The sequence below is a fragment of the Pseudolysinimonas sp. genome, assembly GCF_057350545.1.
Genome location: NZ_JBMRCP010000098.1, coordinates 1 through 22,763 on the forward strand (window position 1 = coordinate 1; position 22,763 = coordinate 22,763).

20 protein-coding genes and 1 tRNA gene are annotated in these 22,763 nt (G+C 71.3%); 13 read left to right on the forward strand and 8 right to left on the reverse strand.

Annotated features, from left to right (window positions below):
* From ACO1X9_RS13565 to ACO1X9_RS13580, 4 genes are all read left to right on the forward strand, one after another.
* Positions 1-1,380: helix-turn-helix domain-containing protein (locus ACO1X9_RS13565; protein WP_486351376.1), on the forward strand; the 1,380-nt coding region annotated here is incomplete at its 5' end.
* A gap of 94 nt (positions 1,381-1,474) precedes the next feature.
* Positions 1,475-2,830, forward strand: a complete 1,356-nt coding sequence (gene gabT / locus ACO1X9_RS13570; RefSeq protein ID WP_486351377.1) for a 4-aminobutyrate--2-oxoglutarate transaminase — start codon at positions 1,475-1,477, stop codon at positions 2,828-2,830.
* Complete coding sequence (locus ACO1X9_RS13575) at positions 2,827-3,978, forward strand: CaiB/BaiF CoA transferase family protein (protein WP_486351378.1); 1,152 nt, start codon at positions 2,827-2,829, stop codon at positions 3,976-3,978. The genes gabT and ACO1X9_RS13575 overlap by 4 nt, the downstream gene beginning before the upstream one ends.
* Positions 3,979-3,980: 2 nt before the next feature.
* On the forward strand, positions 3,981-5,417 hold the full coding sequence (locus ACO1X9_RS13580) for a gamma-aminobutyraldehyde dehydrogenase (RefSeq protein ID WP_486351379.1): 1,437 nt from the start codon (positions 3,981-3,983) through the stop codon (positions 5,415-5,417).
* 22 nt (positions 5,418-5,439) lie between these two features.
* On the opposite strand, the gene ACO1X9_RS13585 is transcribed toward ACO1X9_RS13580, so the two are convergent.
* Positions 5,440-5,892, reverse strand: coding sequence for an Lrp/AsnC family transcriptional regulator (locus tag ACO1X9_RS13585; RefSeq protein ID WP_486351380.1), 453 nt, complete (start codon positions 5,890-5,892; stop codon positions 5,440-5,442).
* 80 nt (positions 5,893-5,972) lie between these two features.
* On the opposite strand from ACO1X9_RS13585, the gene ACO1X9_RS13590 reads away from it, so the two are divergent.
* Positions 5,973-8,849: an aminotransferase gene (locus tag ACO1X9_RS13590; RefSeq protein WP_486351381.1), complete on the forward strand. Its 2,877-nt coding sequence runs from the start codon at positions 5,973-5,975 to the stop codon at positions 8,847-8,849.
* A 3-nt stretch (positions 8,850-8,852) separates the two neighbouring features.
* Here ACO1X9_RS13590 and ACO1X9_RS13595 read toward each other — a convergent pair whose 3' ends face one another.
* The 6 genes from ACO1X9_RS13595 to ACO1X9_RS13620 form a co-directional block, all read right to left on the reverse strand.
* Positions 8,853-9,383: a GNAT family N-acetyltransferase gene (locus ACO1X9_RS13595; RefSeq protein ID WP_486351400.1), complete on the reverse strand. Its 531-nt coding sequence runs from the start codon at positions 9,381-9,383 to the stop codon at positions 8,853-8,855.
* Between the two features lie 2 nt (positions 9,384-9,385).
* The gene (rplA, locus tag ACO1X9_RS13600; RefSeq protein ID WP_486351382.1) at positions 9,386-10,075 is read right to left on the reverse strand and encodes a 50S ribosomal protein L1; all 690 of its coding nucleotides are present in this window, start codon (positions 10,073-10,075) and stop codon (positions 9,386-9,388) included.
* 2 nt (positions 10,076-10,077) lie between these two features.
* The gene (gene rplK, locus ACO1X9_RS13605; protein WP_486351383.1) at positions 10,078-10,509 is read right to left on the reverse strand and encodes a 50S ribosomal protein L11; all 432 of its coding nucleotides are present in this window, start codon (positions 10,507-10,509) and stop codon (positions 10,078-10,080) included.
* Positions 10,510-10,733: 224 nt separating this feature from the next.
* Positions 10,734-11,699 (reverse strand): transcription termination/antitermination protein NusG, encoded by a 966-nt coding sequence (nusG, locus tag ACO1X9_RS13610; protein ID WP_486351384.1) that lies wholly within the window; start codon positions 11,697-11,699, stop codon positions 10,734-10,736.
* 58 nt (positions 11,700-11,757) lie between these two features.
* Positions 11,758-12,036: a preprotein translocase subunit SecE gene (gene secE / locus ACO1X9_RS13615; RefSeq protein ID WP_486351385.1), complete on the reverse strand. Its 279-nt coding sequence runs from the start codon at positions 12,034-12,036 to the stop codon at positions 11,758-11,760.
* Positions 12,037-12,080: 44 nt separating this feature from the next.
* Positions 12,081-12,153 (reverse strand) — tRNA-Trp (locus ACO1X9_RS13620).
* 358 nt (positions 12,154-12,511) lie between these two features.
* Between ACO1X9_RS13620 and ACO1X9_RS13625 the strand changes: the two genes are divergently transcribed.
* From ACO1X9_RS13625 to ACO1X9_RS13635, 3 genes are all read left to right on the forward strand, one after another.
* The gene (locus ACO1X9_RS13625) at positions 12,512-14,635 is read left to right on the forward strand and encodes a choice-of-anchor G family protein (protein WP_486351386.1); all 2,124 of its coding nucleotides are present in this window, start codon (positions 12,512-12,514) and stop codon (positions 14,633-14,635) included.
* 289 nt (positions 14,636-14,924) lie between these two features.
* A complete protein-coding gene (locus tag ACO1X9_RS13630; RefSeq protein WP_486351387.1) occupies positions 14,925-16,169 on the forward strand; it encodes a CAP domain-containing protein in 1,245 nt (414 codons plus the stop codon).
* Positions 16,170-16,225: 56 nt separating this feature from the next.
* Positions 16,226-17,416: a pyridoxal phosphate-dependent aminotransferase gene (locus tag ACO1X9_RS13635; protein WP_486351388.1), complete on the forward strand. Its 1,191-nt coding sequence runs from the start codon at positions 16,226-16,228 to the stop codon at positions 17,414-17,416.
* 98 nt (positions 17,417-17,514) lie between these two features.
* On the opposite strand, the gene ACO1X9_RS13640 is transcribed toward ACO1X9_RS13635, so the two are convergent.
* A complete protein-coding gene (locus ACO1X9_RS13640) occupies positions 17,515-18,387 on the reverse strand; it encodes a LysR family transcriptional regulator ArgP (RefSeq protein ID WP_486351389.1) in 873 nt (290 codons plus the stop codon).
* Between the two features lie 69 nt (positions 18,388-18,456).
* On the opposite strand from ACO1X9_RS13640, the gene ACO1X9_RS13645 reads away from it, so the two are divergent.
* From ACO1X9_RS13645 to ACO1X9_RS13665, 5 genes are all read left to right on the forward strand, one after another.
* Entirely contained in the window at positions 18,457-19,095 is a 639-nt protein-coding gene (locus tag ACO1X9_RS13645; protein ID WP_486351390.1) for a LysE/ArgO family amino acid transporter, read from the forward strand.
* Between the two features lie 182 nt (positions 19,096-19,277).
* Positions 19,278-20,135: an ABC transporter ATP-binding protein gene (locus ACO1X9_RS13650; protein ID WP_486351391.1), complete on the forward strand. Its 858-nt coding sequence runs from the start codon at positions 19,278-19,280 to the stop codon at positions 20,133-20,135.
* Complete coding sequence (locus ACO1X9_RS13655; protein WP_486351392.1) at positions 20,132-20,932, forward strand: ABC transporter permease; 801 nt, start codon at positions 20,132-20,134, stop codon at positions 20,930-20,932. Before ACO1X9_RS13650 ends, ACO1X9_RS13655 begins: the two co-directional genes overlap by 4 nt.
* A complete protein-coding gene (locus ACO1X9_RS13660; protein WP_486351393.1) occupies positions 20,933-22,090 on the forward strand; it encodes a sensor histidine kinase in 1,158 nt (385 codons plus the stop codon).
* Positions 22,087-22,710, forward strand: coding sequence for a response regulator (locus tag ACO1X9_RS13665; protein WP_486351394.1), 624 nt, complete (start codon positions 22,087-22,089; stop codon positions 22,708-22,710). The genes ACO1X9_RS13660 and ACO1X9_RS13665 overlap by 4 nt, the downstream gene beginning before the upstream one ends.
* Positions 22,711-22,763 lie beyond the last annotated feature (53 nt).

A 22,763-nucleotide genomic window follows, 5' to 3' on the forward strand; every position in this document is an offset into this window, starting at 1 on the left:
CCGTTCCTCGAGGGCGGCGAGCTGCTCCTGACCACCGGCATGCCCTTCGCCGAGGCGCCCGGAGGGATCCCCGCCTACGTCGATCGGCTCCGCGAGCGCGGGGTCGCCGCTCTCGCCCACGGCGTCGGACCCGCGCTCGACCACGTGCCCGCCGCGCTCGCCGAGCACTGCGCCGCGACCGACTTCCCGCTGCTGACGGTGCCCCGCGACGAGACCTTCATCCGCGTGACCCGGGCGTTCTGGGACCTCGTCGGGGCCTCCGACCGCGCGGGCCTCGTCGCCCGGTTGGGAACGCAGACGGCGATCGTGCGCGAAGCCGCGAAGCCCGAAGGCGCCGCGGGGATCGCGAGCCTCGTCGCACAGGCCCTCGGCGGCTGGACCGCCTACGTGCCGCTCTACGACGCCGACGCCGTCGTCTACCCCGCCGCGCTCGGCGGGGTTCTCGCGAGCCTCGCCGTCGAGGTGCGCCGATTCGCCGAGGGCGGCAACGTCGGTGCGGCCACCTTCCCGCTGCACGGGTACGACGTCATCGCCTACCCGGTCGGCGCGGGTGCCGTCGTGCGGGGAGCGTTCGCCGTCGGCGCCGGGCGGCGGCTCACGAGCGTCGACCGTCAGCTCATCGTCACCGCCACCGCGGCGATCGGCCTCTGGGAGCGCGCTCGGCTCGAGGCGAGCGCCGCCGAGCGCTCGATCGCCGAGGCGGTCGCGACGCTCGTGCTCTTCGGCGAGACCGGGGCGGCGGACGTGCTCGCGACGGTCACCGGGGGCCCGCCGCTGCCGCCGACGGTCCGCCTCGTCGTGACCCCCGACACGTCGGCCTCGGGGGATCCCGCGCGGCTCGACGCGGCCCTCGCCGAGCTCGTGGCGCGCGGTCACGTCAGCGCCGCGGCGGCGGAGCGCTCGCACCCGCTGCGGTCGACCGTGAGCGAGGGGATGCGCGTCCTCCTCGTCGCGGGGCCGCTGCCCTCCGATCCCCCTGCCCTCGCCGGACGGGAGGACGCCGGCGAGTTCACGGGAGCGATCGGCGACGCCACGCGACCGTCGGAGGCCGCGGGGTCGCTCGCACGCGTGCTGCGTCGTGCACGCGAGGCGCGCCGCGGCGAGGTCGTGACGGGAGGCGGCACGGCGGGAATGCGCGCGGGGGAGGATGCCGCGGCGCGGCTCGCCGCGTACGAGCGCGCTCCCCTCGTCGAGACGGCGCGGAGCTTCCTGCGCCACCGCGGCAGCTGGGAGGCCGCGGCGCGCGAACTCGGCGTGCATCGCAACACGATCCGCAACCGCATCCGGGTGATCTCGGAGGAGCTCGGCATCGATCTCGACGATCCCGACCTGAGCGCCGAGCTCTGGCTGGCCCTGCGCGACCAGCCCGGGGCACTCTGAGACGACGACGCACTGGACCGATCGGCCAGCCGACAACGAGCGCTGTGCGGATCGCACCATCGAACCGCGCGCCGCCCGCCCGTAGCCTCCGGGAATGACCAGCACCACCGCCGAGGCCCGCCCCCGCCCCGAGGAGCGCCGCATCGTCGGCACGATCCCCGGACCGCGCTCCCTCGAGCTCCAGCAGCGGCGCGACGCCGAGCTTCCGCGGGGACTCGGGCGCACCCTGCCGATCTTCATCGAGGGCGCGGGAGACGGCGTCCTGCGCGACGTCGACGGCAACCAGGTGATCGACTTCGCGTCCGGCATCGCCGTCACCGCGGTCGGGCCCGCGCACCCGGAGGTCGTCGCGCGCATCGCCGAACAGGCCGCGGCACTCATCCACAGCTGTTTCATGGTCACCCAGTACGAGGGCTACGTCGAGGTCGCCGCGCGGCTGAACCGGATCACCCCCGGCGCGCACGCCAAGAAGACGGCGCTCTTCACGACCGGCGCCGAGGCCGTCGAGAACGCGGTGCGCATCGCCCGTGCCCACACCGGGCGACCTGCGATCATCGCGCTCGAGCACGCCTTCCACGGACGCACCCAGCTCACGATGACCCTCACGGCGAAGAACAAGCCGTACCGCGACGGCCTCGGGCCCGTCGCGGGTGACGTGTACCGAGCGCCCGCGCCGTACCCGTTCCGCTGGGTCGGCGGCGCCGAGAACAGCGCCGAGCAGGCCGCCGCGAAGCTCACCGAGATGGTCGAGACCCAGATCGGCGCCGGCAACGTCGCCGCGATCATCGTCGAGCCCGTGCAGGGCGAGGGCGGGTTCATCGTGCCGCCGCCCGGCTACCTCGCCCGGGTGCGCGAGCTGTGCGACCGGCACGGGATCGTGCTCATCGCCGACGAGATCCAGAGTGGCTTCGGCCGCACCGGCTCGATGTTCGCAATCGAGCAGGAGGGCGTGGTGCCCGACCTCATCACGATGGCGAAGGCGCTCGGCGGCGGCCTGCCGATCTCGGCCGTCACGGGCCGTGCTGAGATCATGGATGCCGTGAACCCCGGCGGCCTCGGCGGGACCTACGCCGGCAACCCCGTCGCCTGTGCGGCGGCGCTCGCCGTGCTCGACCTCACGGAGCGCGACGACCTCCCCGGGCGCGCCCGGCGGATCGAGTCGCTCGTGCTGCCGGAGCTGCTCGCGGTCGCCGCGGACAGCGCGATCGTCGGCGAGGTGCGCGGCCGCGGCGCGATGCTGGCCCTCGAGTTCGTCGAGCCCGACGGCCGCACGCCGAACCGCGAGGCTGCCGCCCGCATCTCCGCGGCCTGCCACGCCCGCGGACTGCTGACGCTCGTCTGCGGCACCTTCGACAACGTCATCCGTCTGCTCCCGCCCCTCGTGATCGGCGACGAGCTGCTGCTCGAGGGTGTCGGCATCCTCTGCGACGAGATCCGCGCGGCGTCGTGACCGCTCCCCCTCTCGACGGGCTCCTCGTCGCCGACCTCAGCCGGGTGCTCGCCGGGCCGACGACGACGATGATGCTCGCCGACCTGGGGGCGCGTGTGATCAAAGTCGAGCGTCCCGGGTTGGGCGACGACACCCGGCACTTCGGACCCCCGTGGGCCGGGTCGTCGAGCGCGTACTTCGAGAGCGCCAACCGGTCGAAGGAGTCGATCGCCCTCGACTTCGAGGATGCCGACGACCTCGCCGTCGCGCAGTCCCTCGTCGACCGCGCCGACATCGTCGTGCAGAACTACCGTGTCGGCTCCCTCGCCCGGTTCGGGCTCGACGCCGCGTCGGTGCGGGCCCGCAACCCTCGGGTGATCTACCTCTCGATCACGGGCTTCGGCAGCGGTGCCGGCGCGGCGCTGCCGGGCTACGACGTGCTCGTGCAGGCCGTCGGCGGGCTCATGTCGATCACCGGCGACCCCGACGGCGAGCCGACGAAGGTGGGCGTCGCGGTCGTCGACCTGCTGACCGCGAAAGACGCCGTGATGGGGGTTCTCGCCGCCGTGCTGCATCGCGAGCGCACCGGCGAGGGCCAGGAGCTCGAGGTCGACCTCCTCACCTCGTCGATCACGTCGCTCGCCAACCAGGCGACGTCGTACCTCGCGACCGGCGTGCCGCCGACCCGGATGGGCAACCGGCATCCGTCGATCGCCCCGTACGAGACGCTGCGCTGCCGCGACGGGCTGCTCATGCTCGGGGTCGCCAACGACCGGCAGTTCGCGACCGCCGCCCAGCTGCTCGGCGTGCCCGACCTCGCCGACGACGCGAGATTCCGCACCAACGGCGACCGCGTCGCCCACCGCGACGAGCTCGTCCCACGACTCGAGGCCGCGCTCGCCACCGACGACGTCGCGAACTGGGCCCAGCGACTGCTCGCCGTCGGCATCCCGGCCGGGAAGGTCAACGACCTGCGCGAAGCACTCGAACTCGCCGACAGCCTCGGCCTCGACCTCGTGACCGAGGTCGGCGGCGAGCATCCGGCGCAGTTGCGACACCCCGTGCGGTACTCCGGTTTCGCCCCGACCCCACCCGCGGCGCCGCCCGCCCTCGACGAGCACGGCGACGCGCTGCGCTCCTGGCTCCGACCCCACCCACGAAAGGAATGAACATGGCTCCGAGGACCCTGAAGAACTTCGTCGACGGCGCGTACGTCGATCCGACCACCGACGCGACGCTCGACATCGTCAACCCCGCCACCGAGGAGGTCTTCGCCACCGCGCCCGCCTCGAGCGAGGCCGACGTCGAGGCCGCCTACCGCGCCGCCGACCGCGCGTTCGGCGAGTGGGGCGAGGCGACTCCCGCCGAGCGCTCGCTCGCGCTCCTGAGGTTCGCGGATGCCGTGGAGCAGCGGGCCGAGGAGCCCGCCGACCTCGAGACCGAGAACACGGGGAAGCCCCGCGCGGGTCTCGTCGGCGACGAGATCGACGTCATGGTCGACCAGGTGCGCTTCTTCGCGGGGGCCGCACGCAACCTCGAGGGGCGCGCGACGGCCGAGTACATGAAGGACCACACCTCGTCGATCCGCCGCGAGCCGATCGGCGTCATCGGCCAGGTGACGCCGTGGAACTACCCGATGATGATGGCGATCTGGAAGATCGCGCCGGCGATCGCGGCGGGCAACACCGTCGTGCTCAAGCCCTCGGACACGACGCCCGTGTCGAGCCTGTTCCTCGCCGAACTGTTCTCCGAGTTCCTTCCGAAGGGAGTGCTCAACGTGGTCACGGGCGACCGCGACACGGGCAGGGCGATCGTCGCGAGCAAGATCCCGCAGATGGTCTCGATCACCGGGTCGGTGCGCGCGGGCATGGAGGTCGCCGGCTCGGCGGCGCTCGACCTCAAGCGCGTGCACCTCGAGCTCGGCGGCAAGGCTCCCGTCGTCGTGTTCGATGACGCCGACATCGAGGCGGCCGTCGAGGGGATCGCGATCGCGGGCTACTACAACGCGGGGCAGGACTGCACCGCGGCGACCCGCCTGCTCGTGCAGGAGGGCATCCACGACGAGTTCGTCGCGGCGCTCGCCGAGTACGCGCGCGCGAACGCCCTCACGGGCACCCCGGAGCGCGACGACATCCTGTTCGGCGCGATGTCGTCGCGCGGCCAGCTCGAGCGGGTGCAGGGATTCATCGAGCGCCTGCCCGATCACGCGCAGATCGCCGCGGGCGGCGCACGCTCGGGCACCTCGGGGTTCTTCCACGAGGCGACGGTGCTCGCGGGCCTGCGTCAGGACGACGAGGTCGTGCAGAGCGAGATCTTCGGACCGGTGATCACGGCACAGAAGTTCCGCGACGAGGCGCAGGCGCTCGAGTGGGCGAACGGCGTGCAGTACGGGCTCGCGTCGTCGGTGTGGACCAAGGACCACTCGCGCGCGATGCGGATGGCGAAGAAGCTCGACTTCGGGTGCGTCTGGATCAACACCCACATCCCGCTCGTCGCGGAGATGCCGCACGGCGGGTTCAAGCACTCCGGCTACGGCAAGGACCTCTCGATGTACGGCTTCGACGACTACACGCGCATCAAGCACGTCATGTCGTACATCGGTGGCTGAGTAGCGCGCGTGTCGAAACCGCCTACCGCGGACCCCAGATGAAGCGGTGGGTGTGGATGGCGTGGTAGTCGAAGGTCTGCACGCTGAGCACGCCGGGCACGCTCCGAACCTCGTCGTTGACGATCGTGAAGAGCGCGTCCGGCGTCGCCGCGAGCACCTCGACGAGGAGGTCGAACGGCCCCGAGCCGAGCACGAGGTAGATGACGCCTTCGAGCGCCCCGATCCGGTCGGCGACGGCGCGGGCGTCGCCCTGCACGGTGACGCCGAGCATCGCCATGCGCTCGTAGCCGAGCTTGAGCGGATCGGTCACGCCGACGACCTGCAGGATGCCGCGCTCCTCGAGGCGCAGCACGCGCAGCCGCGCTCCTCCCGCGGAGAGTCCGACGCGCTCGCCGAGCTCGGCGTAAGTGAGTCGGCCGTCGAGTTGCAGCGCGACGATGAGGTCGCGGTCGATGTCGTCGAGTTCGGTATCCATCGAGGGAAGCCTAGATCACTGTGGATTCTGCAGCACTGAGCGGGTTGCGCTGATGATTCATCAGTCTTAGGGTGGCCACGATGAGCACCTTCGACTTCTTCGCGCGCCCGGCCCTCCCCCGTCCGGCCGTCGACGCCGACACCGCCCGCGCCGTCGCCCGAGATCGCTACGGCGTCGACGGCGACCTCGACGAGCTCGGGAGCAACCAGGACCGCAACTTCCGCCTCGACGAGGGCCGCCGACGCGTGCTCCTCAAGTTCTCCAACCCCCTCTTCGGCGCGGCCGAGCTCGAGGCGCAGAACCTCGCCGCCGCGACCGTCGCGGCCGGCGGCATCCCCGCCCCCCGGGTCGTATCCGCGTCCGACGGGTCGGACCTCATCGAGGTCGAGGTCGGCGGAGGCACGCTCCGCGCGCGCCTGCTCGAGTTCGTCGACGGCGAGCCGCTGAGCGACCACGGGCCCTTCACGGTCGACGAGGCCCGGCGGCTCGGCGACCTCGCGGCCCAGGTCGCCGCCGCCCTCGCCCCGCTCGCCCACCCGGGGTTCGCCCAGCGCACGCAGTGGAACCTCCGCGACGCCGCGCAGACCGTGCGACTGCTCGCCGACAGCATCCCGGATCCCGGGCGGCGAACGCGCGTGCTCGAGGTCACCACGGCGGCGGACACCGCCCTCGCGCCGCTGCGCGAGCACCTCCGCGTGCAGCCGATCCACGGCGACCTCACCGACGACAACCTCGTCGCCACGCCCGACTCCGGCGCGTGGGGTGTCATCGACTTCGGCGACGTCGCAGAGAGCTGGACCGTCGCCGAGCTCGCGGTCACGTGTGCCGCGATCCTGCACCACAATCCGACCGACCCGCTCATCGTGCTCGACGCCGCGGCGGCGTTCCACGCCGTCGTGCCGCTCACCGACATCGAGATCGACGCCCTCTGGCCGCTCGTGCAGCTGCGGGCCGCGACGCTCGTGGCGAGCGGGGAGCATCAGGTGGCCCTCGAGGCCGACAACGCCTACGCCGCCCAGAACCGCCGCCAGGAGTGGCGCTCCTTCGCCGTCGCCGCCTCGATCGAGCTCGCGACGATGCGTGTGCTCCTACGGCACCGGCTCGGCGACCGGGACGCGTCGTACACCGTCGCGCCCGCGGCGCTGCTCCTCGACGCCTCGGCCGCGACGCTGCTCGACCTCTCGACGACGTCACCCCTGCTCGACGAAGGCGCCTGGCTCGAGCCCGAGGCCGAAGCCCGGCTCGCCGCGGAGCACGCGCCCAGCGTGACGGCGTGGGGCGAGCCTCGACTCACGCGCGCCGCCGTGCGCAGCCCCCGCGGCATCCCGACCGTCCCGCTCGGCGTCGAGCTCACCGTCGCCGTCTCGACGGCCGTCACGGCGCCCGACGCCGGCGTGCTGCGGCGCGACGGCGACTCCCTCGTGCTCGAGACGCCGGAGTACGACCTGTGGCTCGACGGGCTCGAGGCGACCTCGACCGGAGAGATCGCGGCCGGAGAGGTGCTCGGCGAGCTCGCACCGCATCCCGCCCGCCTCGCGGTGCAGCTCTCGCGCGCCCGCGGAGAGCGCCCGCCGTTCTTCGTCGCCCCGGCGCTGGCCGACGCCGCGCGGCGGGTGAGCCCCGACCCGTCCGCGCTGCTCGGGCGGCATCCGGTAGCCGCCGCCGAGGCCGCCGCCGACGTGCTCGCGCTCCGCGACGCTCACTTCGCCCAGGTGCAGGAACACTACTTCGCCGAGCCGCCGCGCATCGAACGCGGCTGGCGCGAGCACTTCGTCGACACGCAGGGTCAGACCTACCTCGACATGGTGAACAACGTCGCCACGGCCGGTCACGCGCACCCTCGCCTCGTCGCCGCCGTCGCACGACAGTGGTCGCTGCACAACACCAACTCGCGGTTCCACTACGCCGCGGTCGCCGAGTTCAGCGCGCGCCTCGCCGACCTCGCGCCCCCCGGTCTCGATGCCGTGTTCCTCGTCAACAGCGGGTCCGAGGCGGTCGATCTCGGCATCCGACTCGCGACCACGGCAACGGGGCACGACACGATCATCGCGATGCGCGAGGCCTACCACGGGTGGTCGATCGGGTCGGATGCCGTGTCGTCGTCGATCGGCGACAATCCGCGGGCTCTCGAGACGCGGCCCTCCTGGGTGCGCCTCGTCGACGCCCCGAACACGTACCGCGGTACCCACCGCGGGCCCGACGCCGGGCAGCGCTACCTCGCCGACCTCGACGCCGACCTCGCGCGGTGGGACGCCGAGGGCGTCGCGATCGCGGGGTTCCTCGCCGAGCCCGTCTACGGCAACGCGGGTGGCGTCATGCTGCCCGACGGCTACCTCGCGGGCGCCTACCGGAGGATCCGCGACCGCGGCGGGTTGTGCCTCGCCGACGAGGTGCAGGTCGGCTACGGGCGCCTCGGCTCGTACTTCTGGGGCCACGAGCAGCAGGGCGTCACGCCCGACATCATCACGATCGCGAAGGCGATGGGCAACGGGCATCCGCTCGGCGCCGTGATCACCACGCGCGAGATCGCCGAGGCGTTCGCCGCGGAAGGATCGATGTTCTCGTCCGCCGGCGGGAGCCCCGTGAGCTGCGTCGTCGGCTCCACCGTGCTCGACATCATGCGCGACGAGGCGCTCGTCGAGAACGCCGTCGAGGTCGGCGCACACCTGAAGGCGCGCCTCGAGGAGCTCGGCCGACGGCATCCGCTCATCGGGGCGGTGCACGGCCTCGGGCTCTACCTCGGCGTCGAGCTGGTGCGATCCCGCGAGACGCTCGAACCCGCCACCGAGGAGGCGGCGGCGATCTGCGACGCGATGCTCGAGGAGGGCTGCATCGTGCAGCCCACCGGCGACTACCGCAACGTGCTCAAGATCAAGCCGCCGCTCGTCATCACGCGCGAGAGTGCGGACTGGTTCGTCGACGCTCTCGACCGCGTGCTCGCCGGCTTCGCGCGCTGAGGATCAGAGGACGCGCTCGAGCACGAAGTCGTCCTCGTAACGGTCCCCCACGAGGAAGCGCTTCACCCCGACCCTCGTGAAGCCTGACTTCTCGTAGAAGCGCTGTGCCTTCGCGTTCTCCTGGTTGACGCCGAGCCACACCCCGACGGCGCCGCGCTCGGCCGCCGCGTCGAGGGTCGCCGTCATGAGCATCCCCGCGATGCCCGCGCCGTGGTGACCGGGCGCGACGTAGCACTTGCTCAGTTCGGCGGTCGGACGCGTGGTGATCGCGGCCGCGACGTCGGCATCCTGCGGTTCACCGACGATCAGCATCGTGTAGCCGACCGTCTCGTCATCCTGTTCGGCGACGAAGAGCACGCGCGCCGGATCGGCGAGGTAGGCGTCGAAGTTCGCCGGGCTCAGGTGGGCGGCGATGAACGCCGCCTTCGCCTCGTCGGTCGTGTGCGGCGGGCACGCGAGCGGGAAGGTGAGCGCCGCGACGGCAGCGAGCGCCGCGGAATCCGCGGCGCTCGCCCGTCGAACCTGAGGGTTCAGAGTTACAGAACGCTGACGTCGAGCGGCACACCCGGGCCGAAGGTGGTCGAGAGCGACCCCTTCTGGATGTAGCGGCCCTTCGAGGAGCTCGGCTTGGCGCGGTTGATCTCGTCGATCGCGGCCTTGAGGTTCTCGTCGAGCTGCTCGCTCGAGAAGGCCGCCTTGCCGATGACGAAGTGCACGTTCGAGTGCTTGTCGACGCGGAACTCGATCTTGCCGCCCTTGATGTCCGAGACGGCCTTCGCCGTGTCGGGAGTGACGGTGCCGGTCTTCGGGTTCGGCATGAGTCCGCGCGGACCGAGCACCTTGCCGAGACGGCCGACCTGGCCCATGAGCTCCGGGGTGGAGACGGCCGAGTCGAACGCGGTGTAGCCGCCGGCGACCTTCTCGATGAGCTCGGCGCCGCCGACCTCGTCCGCTCCCGCCGCGAGCGCCGCTTCGGCAGCCGCGCCGGTCGCGAACACGATGACGCGCGCGGTCTTGCCCGTGCCGTGCGGCAGGATGACGGTGCCACGCACCATCTGGTCGGCCTTGCGCGGGTCGACCCCGAGCTTGAGCGCGACCTCGACGGTCGAGTCGAACTTCGCCGAGCCGGTCTCCTTGACGACGGAGACGGCCTCGGTGGGTCCGTAGAACTTGCCCTCTTCGATCTTGGCGGCCGCGGCGCGGTAGGCCTTGGAGTTCTTGCCCATGATTACGCCTCCACCGTGATCCCCATCGAACGGGCGGTGCCCGCGATGATCTTCATGGCCGCCTCGATGTCGTTCGCGTTGAGGTCGACCTGCTTCTGCTCGGCGATCGCGCGCACCTGGTCACGGCTGAGCTTCGCCACCTTGACGGTGTGCGGCGTTCCCGAGCCCTTCTGCACGCCGGCGGCCTTCTTGATGAGCTCCGCGGCCGGCGGGGTCTTCAGGATGAAGGTGAACGAGCGGTCTTCGTAGACCGTGATCTCGACCGGGATGACGTTGCCGCGCTGCGACTCGGTCGCCTCGTTGTACGCCTTGCAGAACTCCATGATGTTCACGCCGTGCTGACCGAGCGCGGGGCCGATCGGCGGGGCGGGGTTGGCGGCGCCGGCGTTGATCTGGAGTTTGATCAGGCCGGTCACCTTCTTCTTCGGTGCCATGCTTCCTTCTCTTTTCGTGCGTCACGAGGACGCGCTCCCGTCATCCAGGCTGATCCTGGATGCGGTGGATTTCGGTGGTCGAGTAGCGCCGCAGGCGCGTGTCGAGACCAGACCGACGTGAAAGTGTACCCCGTCGGTATGTGTTTCGACACGCCCGCATTCGCGGGCTGCTCAACCTTGTACCGGGTCGCATCAACGCGGCTGCGCCGCATTGACCCGACCCGCTACAACTTCGTGACCTGATCGAACGAGAGCTCGACCGGGGTCTCGCGCTCGAAGAGCGAGACGAGCACGGTGAGCTTGCCGCTCTCCGGCTTGATCTCGCTGATCGTGCCGGGAAGACCCGCGAACGAACCCTCCTTGATCGTGATCGTCTCGCCGACCTCGAAGTCGATCTCGGCGGGGATGACGCGCGCGGCGCCGCCCTTGCCCGTCGTCTTGCCGCCGACGGCGCCCTTGACCGGGGCCTCGACGACCTGCACGAGGCTCTTCAGCATGTTGAAGGCCTCCTCGAAGCGCAGCGGCGTCGGGTTGTGCGAGTTGCCCACGAAGCCCGTGACGCCGGGCGTGTGACGCACGACCGACCACGAGTCCTCGTTCAGGTCCATGCGCACGAGCACGTAGCCGGGGATGCGCACGCGGTTGACGAGCTTGCGCTGGCCGTTCTTGATCTCGACCACGTCCTCCATCGGGACCTGGACCTCGAAGACGAAATCCTCCATCGCCATCGAGACCTTGCGGCTCTCGATGTTCTGCTTCACGCGCTTCTCGAAGCCCGCGTAGGAGTGGATGACGTACCACTTGCCCGGCTTGCCGCGCAGCTCGGCGCGGAACTCCTCGTAGGGGTCGACCGCGGCCTCGTCGTCGGCCTCGATCTCCTCCTCGTCCTCGGTCGCCGACACCGCAGCGTCGGCTTCGTCGGCGGAGTCGATGTCGAGGGCGTCGTCGACGATCGCGTCGGCCTCGGGGTCTTGAGCCGCGTCGAGGGCGTCGAGCAGCTGCTCGAGACCGGCCTCGACCGACTCCTCGTCCTCGTTCTCGTCGTCGATCACGTGGATCGCGGCGTGCTCGGCCGAGTCGACCGAGTGCTCCTCCTGCTCGAGGACGTTGCCCTCCTGGGCCTCGTCCTCCTCGGAGGACTGCTCGGCGGCGGTCGCGAGATCGATGTCGCGGCGCGAATCTTCGGTCACGTGGGAATTCCTTACTGAGTTCTGCGGATGCCGCAGGGTCACCGGGGCGGTTGGTCGCCTAGAGCGAGAAGCCGCTGCCGAACACCCAGGACACGGCCTGGAAGAACACGAAGTCGAGGCCATAGACGAGCGCCATCATGATGGCGACGAAGATGATGACGACGATCGTGAAGCTGAGCAGTTCGCGCCGAGTCGGGCGCACCACCTTCGACAGCTCGGTGAACACCTGGCGGATGAACAGCACGATGCGCGCGAACGGACCACGCCGCTCCTCGCGATCCCGCTTGGCGTTCGCGACGAGGTCTTCACTCGGCTCGTCGATCACCTTGCGTGCCACGACATCCAACCTTTCGTCGATCCCGAGAGAACCCCCGGGATTCGCAGGGCGGACAGGACTCGAACCTGCAACCTGCGGTTTTGGAGACCGCTGCTCTACCAATTGAGCCACCGCCCTCGGCGCGCACCCATCGGCCCTGGGGAGAGTGCGGGCACGCCGAAGCTTGCCGTTTCCGGCAACCAGATCAGTGTACGTCATGGAAATCGCGCGCGTTTCCCGCGTCATAGCCGCCGGGGACGGCTGTCTCTTCTGGTGACGGGGACACAACCAGCCCCGCCGCAACATCCAGACAACTGAATACGGGCGTACGAAGCTGTGATCAGGACTCACAACGAAGACTCGTTCGCCTCACCCACGCTGGGCGGTCCGGGGGACCCGCAGCCACGTGAGGGGGTCTCGCCGACCTGATTTCCGCTTCCTGCGGCCGTATCGGACCAGGAAGGCAAGAGACGTGTTCACCACTGCACACCCGCGAGTGGGAACTCCTCAGGGGGAATCCGCACACCGCGACACCATCGGTACCAAGACCAGGCGCATCGCCGCCTCGGCCACCGCCCTCGCACTCGGAGCAGGGTTCGCCCTCGCCGCGCCGTTCTCGGCGTCGGCGGTCGAAGTGCCGTCGTCCTACGCGGAGGGCCAGTTCCTCTCGGGGACGATCCTCGGCATCGACCTCGACCAGGTCGTCGACGTCACGGGCGCCGAGGCGCGCAACGACGGCACACAGTCGACCCAGACCACCAAGGACCCGCTCGACGCGAGCGTGCTCCAGGACACGGTCGTCGTCGAGCAGGCCGAGGCACCGCAGCTCGACCTCGGCGGAGTGCTCCAGATCGGGCCCGTCGCGCAGTACGCGCAGGCGAACAACGACGGCTCGTCGCTGGGCGCGAGCGGCGCCGTCGCCGACGACGGCGCGATCGGCATCGGCAGCGACAAGGCCACGCCGCCGGCGAACGCCACGTTCGACCTCGCGGCTCTCCTCGGGCCGGAGTTCGCCTCGACGCTCGTCGACCTCAAGCTCGAGCTCGGCGCGATCGCGGCGAGCGCGCAGGGCGACCTCGACGCGGCGAGCGGTGACTACCAGCTCGGCGACGCCATCCTGACCTTCAGCAGCCCGGCCATCTCCGACCTGACGCCGAAGGTGGACGCCGCCCTGCAGGAGGTCGTCGACGCGCTCAACGAGCTCGTCGGCCCCGGCGGCTCGCTCATCGACGAGGTCAACGGCCTTCTCGTCGACCTCGACCCCGTGCTCAACCTCGTGGGCGGCCAGGGCAATGTCACGGCCACCATCAACACGGGTGACCTGACCGAGGCGGTGCACAACCTCCTCGAGGAGTCGTACGGCAACGGCGCGGTCTCCTTCTCGCTCGAGACCGGTGAGGTGCGGATCGACCTCGAGCAGCTGCTCGGCGGCGAGCTCAACGACCTCGCGCCCGGCACCGAGCTGCTCACCGACGAGGTGGTCAACCAGATCCTCGAGGGCATCACGACGACGGTCTCGACGATCGCCGACCAGGTGGTCGAGAAGGTCGAGGATGTGCTCCACGACGCGAAGGTCGACATCCACGCCGACCTGTCGGTGGACATCGCCCAGGCTCCGCTGGTGCGGGAGGTCTGCGAACTGGTCGACCGCGTGCTGACCACGCCGGTGCTCACGACGCTGACGGCGGGTGACCTCCGCGCGCTCCTGCAGGAGAACGGCGTCGGCGGACTGCTCGGCAGTCTGCTCAACGGCCTCGGGCTCGGCGAGCTGACCGACCGTGTGCTCGACCTGGGCATCGTCGGCAGCCTCACCGACGGCGTGACCGATCGCGTGGGCGACGTCGTGCTCGTCGACGGGGTGCTCAAGGAGATCACAGGATTCGTCAACCAGACCGTGCAGGACAACGTCTGCAACTCGACCTCGACGGCCGTCGCGCCGCTCACCACGAGCGTCGTGCTCGACATCGAGGCGACGATCGACGAGCTTCTGAACGGTGCCGCGGCGAAGGCGGTGGCGGATGTCGACATCCTCGGCATCGACACCAACCTCGACCTCGACGTCGCACTCGGTGACCTCGGCGGAACGCTCCTCGACGGTCTGTTCGACGGCGACGGCGGCGTGCAGGGTCTCGTGGACTCCCTCGAGGAGAACCTCGTGCACCCGGCCACCGAGGTGCTGCTCGGCACGAGCGGCGAGGGCGGCCTGCTCGGCCTCGGCTCGGTCGGCGACGCGCTCCGCGACATCGTGTCGGTGAAGGTCAACATCCAGGAGCTCCGGCTCGTCGCCGACGGCGGGATGGCGGCCATGTCGGGCAGCCTGTTCACGCAGACCGCGGTGCGCGTGAGCGTCCTGGGCGACAGCGTGGCGACGGTCAACCTGGCTCAGGCCACGGTCGGCCCGAACATCACGCGGATCGTCGACTGCGTCGACCCGGACGGCTGTGACACCGGCGGCGAGACCACGACGCCGGAGGGCGGCGGCCCCGGCGGCAGCCTCGCCTACACGGGCGTCGGCATCGCGACGCTGATCGCCGTGATCCTCGCACTGCTGGCAGCGGGTGCCTATCTGGTGCGGGAGAGCTACCGACGCAACCACGCGATGGTGTCGACCATCGAGTAGTCGGTAACTCGACAACCGGAAGCCGGAGCGGAAGGCCCCCCACAGACCTTCCCCGCTCCGGCTTCCGCATGTCCGGCATCCGGATGCCCGCGTCGCCTTCGGTGCACGTGGGCATCCGGATTGTCCCCCGTGTTGGGACTCTTGTCCCCCACCCCTCTCCCCATAGTGTCGACCACGCGTGGAGCTCATCTCAGCTCCACTGAGCGCGAACCCCGCCTCTCCCGCAGTTCACCCGTCGATCTGCGGTCGAGTCGCGTTATTCGGTACCCCGATCCCGGAAGTCGCACTCATGTCACCCGAAGTCCCTTCGGGCGCGCTGTCGCGCGCCCGCATCGTCCTGATCGCCGGCCTCGTCCTGCTCCTCAGCGGAGCGGCGGCCCTCCTGCCGTCGCCCGCCCGGGCCTCGACCGCCGCCGGCCCGACTCTCGCCCAGATCACCCAGCGCGTGGTCGACGACACCAACGCCGTGCGCGCGGAGAAGGGCCTCCCGGTTCTCGTGCGTAACTCCGCGCTCGACAAGGTCGCCGCCGACTGGGCGCGCCAGCAGTTCGAGAACGGCGCGATGAGCCACAACCCGAACTACTCGACGCAGATCCCGTCGGGCTGGCAGCGCGCGGGCGAGAACGTCGCGAAGGGTTACACCTACACACAGGTCGTGCCGGCTTGGGTGGCCTCGCCGAGCCACTACGCGAATCTCGTCCACGACTACACGTCGGTCGGCATCGGGTACTACGAAGCGAACGGTTCGCGCTACTGGTCGCAGGTCTTCGCGAAGTACACCGGCGTGAAGCGGCCGGCGCCGTCGACGCCGCCGACCTCGACCGCTCCGACGTCCGGAGCCCCGGCGTCGCCCGGCTCGACCGCATCCCCCGCGGCCGAGCCGGCGGCGCCGACGGGCACGGCGATCTCGATCAGCTCGCCGTCGTTCGAGAGCGGCCTCGGTGCCTGGAGCGCGCCCTCGGGGATCGTCGACGGACCGAACACGCTCGCGCGCGGCGGCAGCAGGTCGCTGCTCGTGCCCGGGGCCTCCGGCCGGGTCGTGACGCAGAGCGTGTCGACACCCGTCGCGGCCGGCGGGACGCACACCGCCGTCGTGTGGGTGCGCGCCGACGCCGCCGCGAAGGGCAGCGTGACGCTGCGGTCGATCGGCGGTTCGGGTGCGGCCGAGGCCGCGACGATGGAGTTCACGGCGGGCGCTGCGGGCTGGCTGCGGGTTCCCGTGAGCCTCACCGCGAAGCGCGCCCACTCGGGCTACCTCATCGAGGTCGCGGTCTCGACGTCGGGTCGGGCCTACCGGATCGACTCGGTCTCGCTCACCCGCACGGGTGAAGCGACGGCTCCGACGCCGTCCGCTCCGGCTCCGGCCCCGACCGCACCGGCGCCCGCCCCGGCGCCCTCGCCCGTCCCGGTGCCGGCACCCTCTCCGGCCCCGAGCACGCCGCCGGCCCCCGCACCGGCGCCGACGCCCGCCCCGGCCCCGACCCAGGCACCGCTGATCGACCTCGGTCGGCTGCTGTTCGGACGGCGGGGCTGAACGGAGCGCCCCGCCGATCCTCTCGGAGGCGGCGGGGCGCTCTAAGCTGGACCCTCGTGGGACGCATCTCGCAGCGCATCGGGTCCATCGCCGAATCGGCCACCCTCAAGGTCGACGCGAAAGCCAAGGCACTCAAGGCCGCCGGTCGTCCCGTCGTGAGCTTCGCTGCCGGCGAGCCCGACTTCCCGACCCCGTCGCACATCGTCGACGCCGCCGCCGAGGCGGTGCGCGACCCGAAGAACCACCGCTACACGCCGGCCGCCGGACTGCCCGAGCTGCGGGAGGCGATCGCCGCGAAGACGAAGCGCGACTCCGGACTCGAGGTCGCGCCCTCGCAGGTCGTCGTCACGAACGGCGGCAAGCAGGCCGTGTACCAGGCGTTCGCGACGCTCCTCGACCCGGGCGACGAGGTGCTCGTCCCGACGCCGTACTGGACCACCTACCCCGAGGCCATCAAGCTCGCCGGCGGCGTCCAGGTCGACGTCTTCGCGGGCGCCGACCAGGGCTACCGCGTCACCGTCGAGCAACTCGAGGCGGCGCGCACTCCGCGCACCAAGGTGCTGCTCTTCGTCTCGCCGTCGAACCCGACCGGTGCCGTCTACCCGCCCGAGCAGGTCGCCGCGATCGGCGAGTGGGCCGAGGAGCACGGCCTGTGGGTCATCAGCGACGAGATCTATCAGAACCTCACGTATGACGGCGTGCGCGCGGTGTCGATCGTCGAGGCCGTGCCGGCGCTCGCCGACCGCACGATCCTCGTCAACGGCGTCGCCAAGAGCTATGCGATGACCGGATGGCGGCTCGGCTGGATGGTCGGCCCCGCCGATGCGATCACCGGCGCCGCGAACTTGCAGTCGCACCTGTCGAGCAACGTCAACAACGTCGCCCAGCGTGCCGCGCTCACCGCGCTCACGGGCCCGCAGGACAGCGTCGCCGAGATGCGCGACGTATACGACCGTCGGCGCAAGCTCATCGTCGAGGGGCTGTCCGCCATCCCGGGTGTGGTCTGCCCGATGCCCGAGGGCGCGTTCTACGTCTACCCGGATGTCTCGGGGCTGCTGAACCGGGAGTGGCAAGGAGTCACCCCGACGACGTCGCTCGAACTCGCCGACCTCATCCTGGACAAGGCCGAGGTCGCCGCCATCCCCGGCGAGGCGTTCGGCCCGAGCGGCTACCTGCGCTTCTCGTACGCGCTCGGCGACGACGACATCCGCGAGGGCGTCTCGCGCCTGCAGCGCCTCTTCGCGTAGTGGACTCGATGGTCGAGTAGCCGCCGCAGGCGGCGTGTCGAGACCCGTCAGTCGGGCGAGGCCGGGGCGGCGGTTTCGACACGCGGCTGCGCCGCTACTCAACCACCGAGCAGTTCGCGTCGCGCCGTCGCGACGATCTCGCTCGCGACGACGTCGAGCAGCGGGGAGCGCAGGTTCCACTGCTGCCAGTGCAGCGCGACGTCGAGGTGCCGCGTCTCGTCGAGCAGCACGGTGCCCTCCGCCTGCTCGTCGGGCAGCATCCCCCAGCCGAGCCCGAGCCGCACGGCGAGCGCGAAGTCGGCGGAGGCGGGCACGAGGTGCCGCGGCGGGTCGACGGCGCGACGGGCGACCTTGCGCGCGTAGATCGACTGCAGGAGGTCCTTCTCGTCGAACACGACGACGGGGGCGACGGCGAGGGATGCCGCATCCGCTCCGTCGGGGAACCACCGTCGTGCGAACGCCGGCGCCGCGCGGGGCCGGTAGCGCATACGCCCGAGGGGTGTCGAGGTGCAGCCCGGCACGGGCGCCGCCTGCGAGGTGACGGCGCCCATCACGGTGCCCGCGGCGAGCCAGCCCGCGGTGTGGTCCTGGTCGTCGCGGTGCAGGGCGAAGACCACCGGATGCGCGCTCGACACCCGCTCGAGCGCGGGGAGGATCCAGGTGCTCATCGAGTCGGCGTTCACGGCGATCGGGATCGTCGACACGCCCTCGTCGCCCACCCCGAGCGCCTGGTCGGCTTCGTGCTCGAGCAGCGCGAGCTGCCGCGCCATCCGCAGCAGAGCCTCACCCGGCTCGGTCGCGCGCGCGGGCTTGGTGCGCACGACGAGCACCCGACCGACCTGTTCCTCGAACGCCTTGAGCCGCTGGCTGACCGCGGACGCGGTGATGCGCAGTCGCCGGGCGGCGGCATCCAGCGTGCCCTCCTCGACGACGGCGAGCAGCGTCGCGAGGTGCTCGCGGTCGTACCTCATGAAGTAATGCTAATGCCCCAGCAGAATCCTTTGCTGTACTGTCGCCATCCCCACGCCTAGCTTCGGACCGTGAGCACGCCGATCCTCGCCGCCCTCGCCGGTCTCGGCCTCGGCCTGTCGCTCATCATCGCGATCGGCGCCCAGAACGCGTTCGTGCTGCGCCAGGGCCTGCGCCGCGAGCACGTGCTGCCCGTCGTGCTGGTCTGCGCGCTCTCCGACGCCGTGCTCATCGCGGCCGGGGTCGCCGGCGGCGGGGTGCTCTTCGCCGCGGTGCCGTGGCTCGTCGACGTCATCCGCTGGGCGGGCGCGATCTTCCTCGCGGTGTACGGCATCCTCGCGGCGATCCGCGCGCTGCGCACGCCGAAGCCGGATGCCGCAGGCCTGCGCGCCGGCACGGGTCCGATGTCGGCGGGCCTGATCGCGACGGTCGGAACGGCGGTCGCCCTCACCTGGCTCAACCCGCACGTCTACCTCGACACCGTGCTGCTGCTCGGCTCCGTCGCGTCGACCCACGGCGCCGAACGCTGGTGGTTCGCGGCGGGCGCGGCGCTCGGCAGCATCCTGTGGTTCACGTCGCTCGGCTTCGGCGCCCGCCTGCTCGCGCCCCTCTTCGCCCGCCCGCTCGCCTGGCGCCTCCTCGACGGCGTCATCGCCCTCGTCATGCTCGCCCTCGCCGTACTCCTCGTGCTCCCCGTCCTCGTGGGTTGAGTGCCGGGGCGCGGATCGCGGTGTATCGAAACTCACGATCCGGGCTACTCGATTGGGGTTTCGATACACCGCCCGCTGCGCGGTCGGCACTCAACCCGCGAGGCTCCTCCACCGGATGGTGGAGACACGTCCCACCGCGTGGTCGTAGCCGCGGCACCGCGCACGCGAGGAGGGTGGGGGGTATGACAGAGACGGTGGTGCGGGTCGACGACCTGCGCAAGACGTACCGCGGCGGATTCGAGGCGCTCAAGGGCGTCAGTTTCGAGATCGCGCGCGGCGAGACGTTCGCCCTGCTCGGGCCGAACGGCGCGGGCAAGTCGACGACGATCGAGATCCTCGAGGGGTATCGCGATCGCTCGGGAGGCGACGCCGAGGTGCTCGGGGTCGACCCCGCGCGCGGCGGGCTCGACTGGAAGGCGCGGCTCGGCATCGTGCTGCAGTCGACGGGCGAGAGCCCCGCGGCGACGGTGCGCGAGCAGCTCACCCATTTCGCGGGCCTCTACCCGAACCCGCGCGACGTCGACGAGGTGATCGACGCGGTCGGGCTGACCGAGAAGGCGAAGACGAGCATCCGGAAGCTCTCCGGCGGGCAGCGGCGCAGAGTGGATGTCGCGCTCGGCATCATCGGACGGCCGGAGCTGGTCTTCCTCGACGAGCCCACGACCGGATTCGACCCGGAGGCCCGGCGACAGTTCTGGGACCTCATCCGCCGGCTGCAGGACGAGGGCACGACGATCCTGCTCACGACGCACTACCTGGATGAGGCGGCCGCGCTCGCGAGCCGGGCCGCGATCATCGCGCACGGCGAGGTCGCGGCGCTCGGTGGCATCCACGAGCTCGGCGGGACCGACGCCCGCGTGCCGATCGTGCGCTGGCGGGAGAACGGCGCCGTGCGCGAGGAGCGCACCGAGAACCCCGGAGCTCTCGTGACCCGGCTGGCGAAGGATGGCGAGCCGGAGGGGCTCGAGATCATCCGCCCGAGTCTGGAAGACATCTACCTGTCCTACGTGGGCACCGAGCAGAAGGAGATCTTCGCGTGAGCATCCTGACCCACGGCGTGAGTCGCGCCGGCTACGAGATCCGCGGCTACTTCCGGCAGGGCGACTCGGTGTTCTTCACCTTCCTCTTCCCGCTCGTGATGCTGCTCATCTTCTCGACGGCGTTCAGCAACTCGACCTTCGGCCCTCCCGGAGCCGAGCTCACCGCGGCGGAGTTCTACCTGCCCGGGATGCTCGCCGCGGGGGTGCTGCTCTCGGGCCTGCAGAACATGTCGATCGACATCGCGATGGAGAAGAGCGACGGCACCCTCAAGCGCCTCGGCGGCACCCCGCTGTCGCCGGTGTCGTACTTCCTCGGCAAGCTCGGGCAGGTGCTCGTGACGGGCATCCTGCAGTCGGCGCTGCTCATCGTCGTCGCGGCGGTCGTGTTCGGCGTGCAGCTGCCGACGGAGCCGGAGCGCTGGCTCACGTTCGCCTGGGTGTTCCTGCTCGGCGTCACGACGTGCGCGCTGCTCGGCATCGCCCTCTCCGCGATCCCCCGCAGCGGACGCAGCGCGACGGCGGTCGTCATCCCGATCGTGCTCGTGCTGCAGTTCATCTCGGGCGTCTACCTCGCCTTCTCGGCGCTGCCGGAGTGGCTGCAAAACGTCGCGAGCGTCTTCCCGCTCAAGTGGCTCGCGCAGGGGATGCGGTCGGTGTTCCTGCCCGACGCCTTCGAGTCGCTCGAGATGGGCGAGTCGTGGGACCACCCCGGCATCCTGCTGGTGTGCGGCATCTGGCTCGTCGTCGGGCTCGTACTCGCCCGGCTCACCTTCCGATGGATCCGCAAGGATGGCTGAGTGACCTACGACGGAGCCCTCGCCTCGCGGTGGTGGGTCGTCGCGGTCGCCACGGTGGCGGCGGTCTGCGCCGTCACCGTCGCGCTGTCCGCGGCGACGACCCCCGCGTGGTGGGTGGCGGCCATCGCACTCACGGTCTACGTCGCCGTCTTCTTCGCGATCGGGCGCCGGGCGCCGGACGGCAGCCGACGGTCGATCGCCCTGATCGCGACGTCGGTGCTCGTCACCGGAACCCTCGTCTCCGTCGAGCCGTCGCTCGCCGTGTTCCAGGCCCTCGCGATGCCGACCGCGTGGGTCGTGACGACGACACGGCGGGCCGCGATCATCGCGAACGCCTTCATCGCCGGTGCCGCCGGAACCGGCTTCTTCGTCTCCCTCGGGATGACCACGACCGCGCTGTCGGCCGCGGCGCTCACGGTGCTCTTCTCGTTCGCGGGCTCGGTCGCGCTCGGACTCTGGATCTGGCGCATCGCGCAGTACGGCGACGAGCGCGCTCGGCTGCTCGACGAGCTGACGGCGGCGCAGGACGAGCTCGCGGCGCTGCACCGGGATGCGGGCGTCACGACCGAGCGCGAGCGCCTCGCCCGCGAGCTGCACGACACGATCGCCCAGTCGCTCGCCGGCATGGTGCTGCTCGCCCAACGCTCGCGCCGCGAGCTCACGTCGGGGCGGCTCACCGACGCGACCCTCGAGCTGCTCGAGGACGCCGCGCGGGATGCCCTCACCGAGACCCGCACGCTCGTCGCCGGCAGCGCCCCCGTCGAGCTCGGCGCGGGGTTGGCGGGAGCGCTCGAGGTGCTCGCCGAGCGGTTCCGCCGCGAGTCGGGGGTGTCGGTCGCGGTGTCGGTGTCGCTCGACGCCCCGCTCGATCGTGATGCCGAGGTCGCCCTGCTGCGCTGCGCTCAGGAGGGTCTCGCCAACGTCCGTAAGCACGCGGGGGCGTCGACCGTCACGGTGTCGCTTTGCGACGAGGGCGGGGATGCCGTGCTGAGCGTCGCGGACGACGGACGCGGGCTCGATGCGACCGCCATCCCCGACGGGTTCGGGCTCAGCGGCCTGCGGGCGCGGCTCGCACTCGTCGGCGGCTCGCTCGCGGTGTCGGGGTCACCGGAGGGCACGACGATCGAGGCGCGCCTGCCGCGGGGAGCGGCGGCATGATCCGCGTCGTGATCGTCGACGACCACCCGATCGTGCGGGCGGGGCTCGTCGGGCTCGTCGAGGCGGCCGACGATCTCGAGGTCGTCGGAACCGGAGCGACGGGGCTCGAGGCGGTGTCGCTCGCCACCGAGCTGACCCCGGACGTCGTGCTCATGGATCTGCGCATGCCCGGCCTCGACGGAGACGAGGCGACCGCGCGCATCCTCGCCGCGGTCCCGTCGACGCGCGTCGTGATCCTCACGACCTACGAGAGCGACGACGCGATCCTCTCGGCGATCGGCGCGGGGGCGTCGGGTTACCTGCTCAAGGCGGCGCCCGAGGCCGAGCTGCTCGCCGGCATCCGTGCGGTCGCAACGGGCGAGGTCGCGCTCGCCCCCTCGGTGTCGCGCGTGCTCGTGCGCCGGGCGTCGGCACGGCCTGAGCCGGCGGTCGTGCTCACCCCGCGCGAACTCGACGTGCTGCGGCTTGTCGCCGAGGGGCTGTCGAATCGCGAGATCGGGATGCGGCTGCACCTCGGCGAGGCCACCGTGAAGACGCACCTGCTGACGGCGTTCCCGAAGCTCGGGGTGAAGTCGCGCACGGGCGCGGTCACCCGCGCACGGGACCTCGGCCTCCTGTAGCTGCGAGCCTCGCGAAGCTGATCTACTCGCCCGTCGAACGTGCGCCGTTCAGG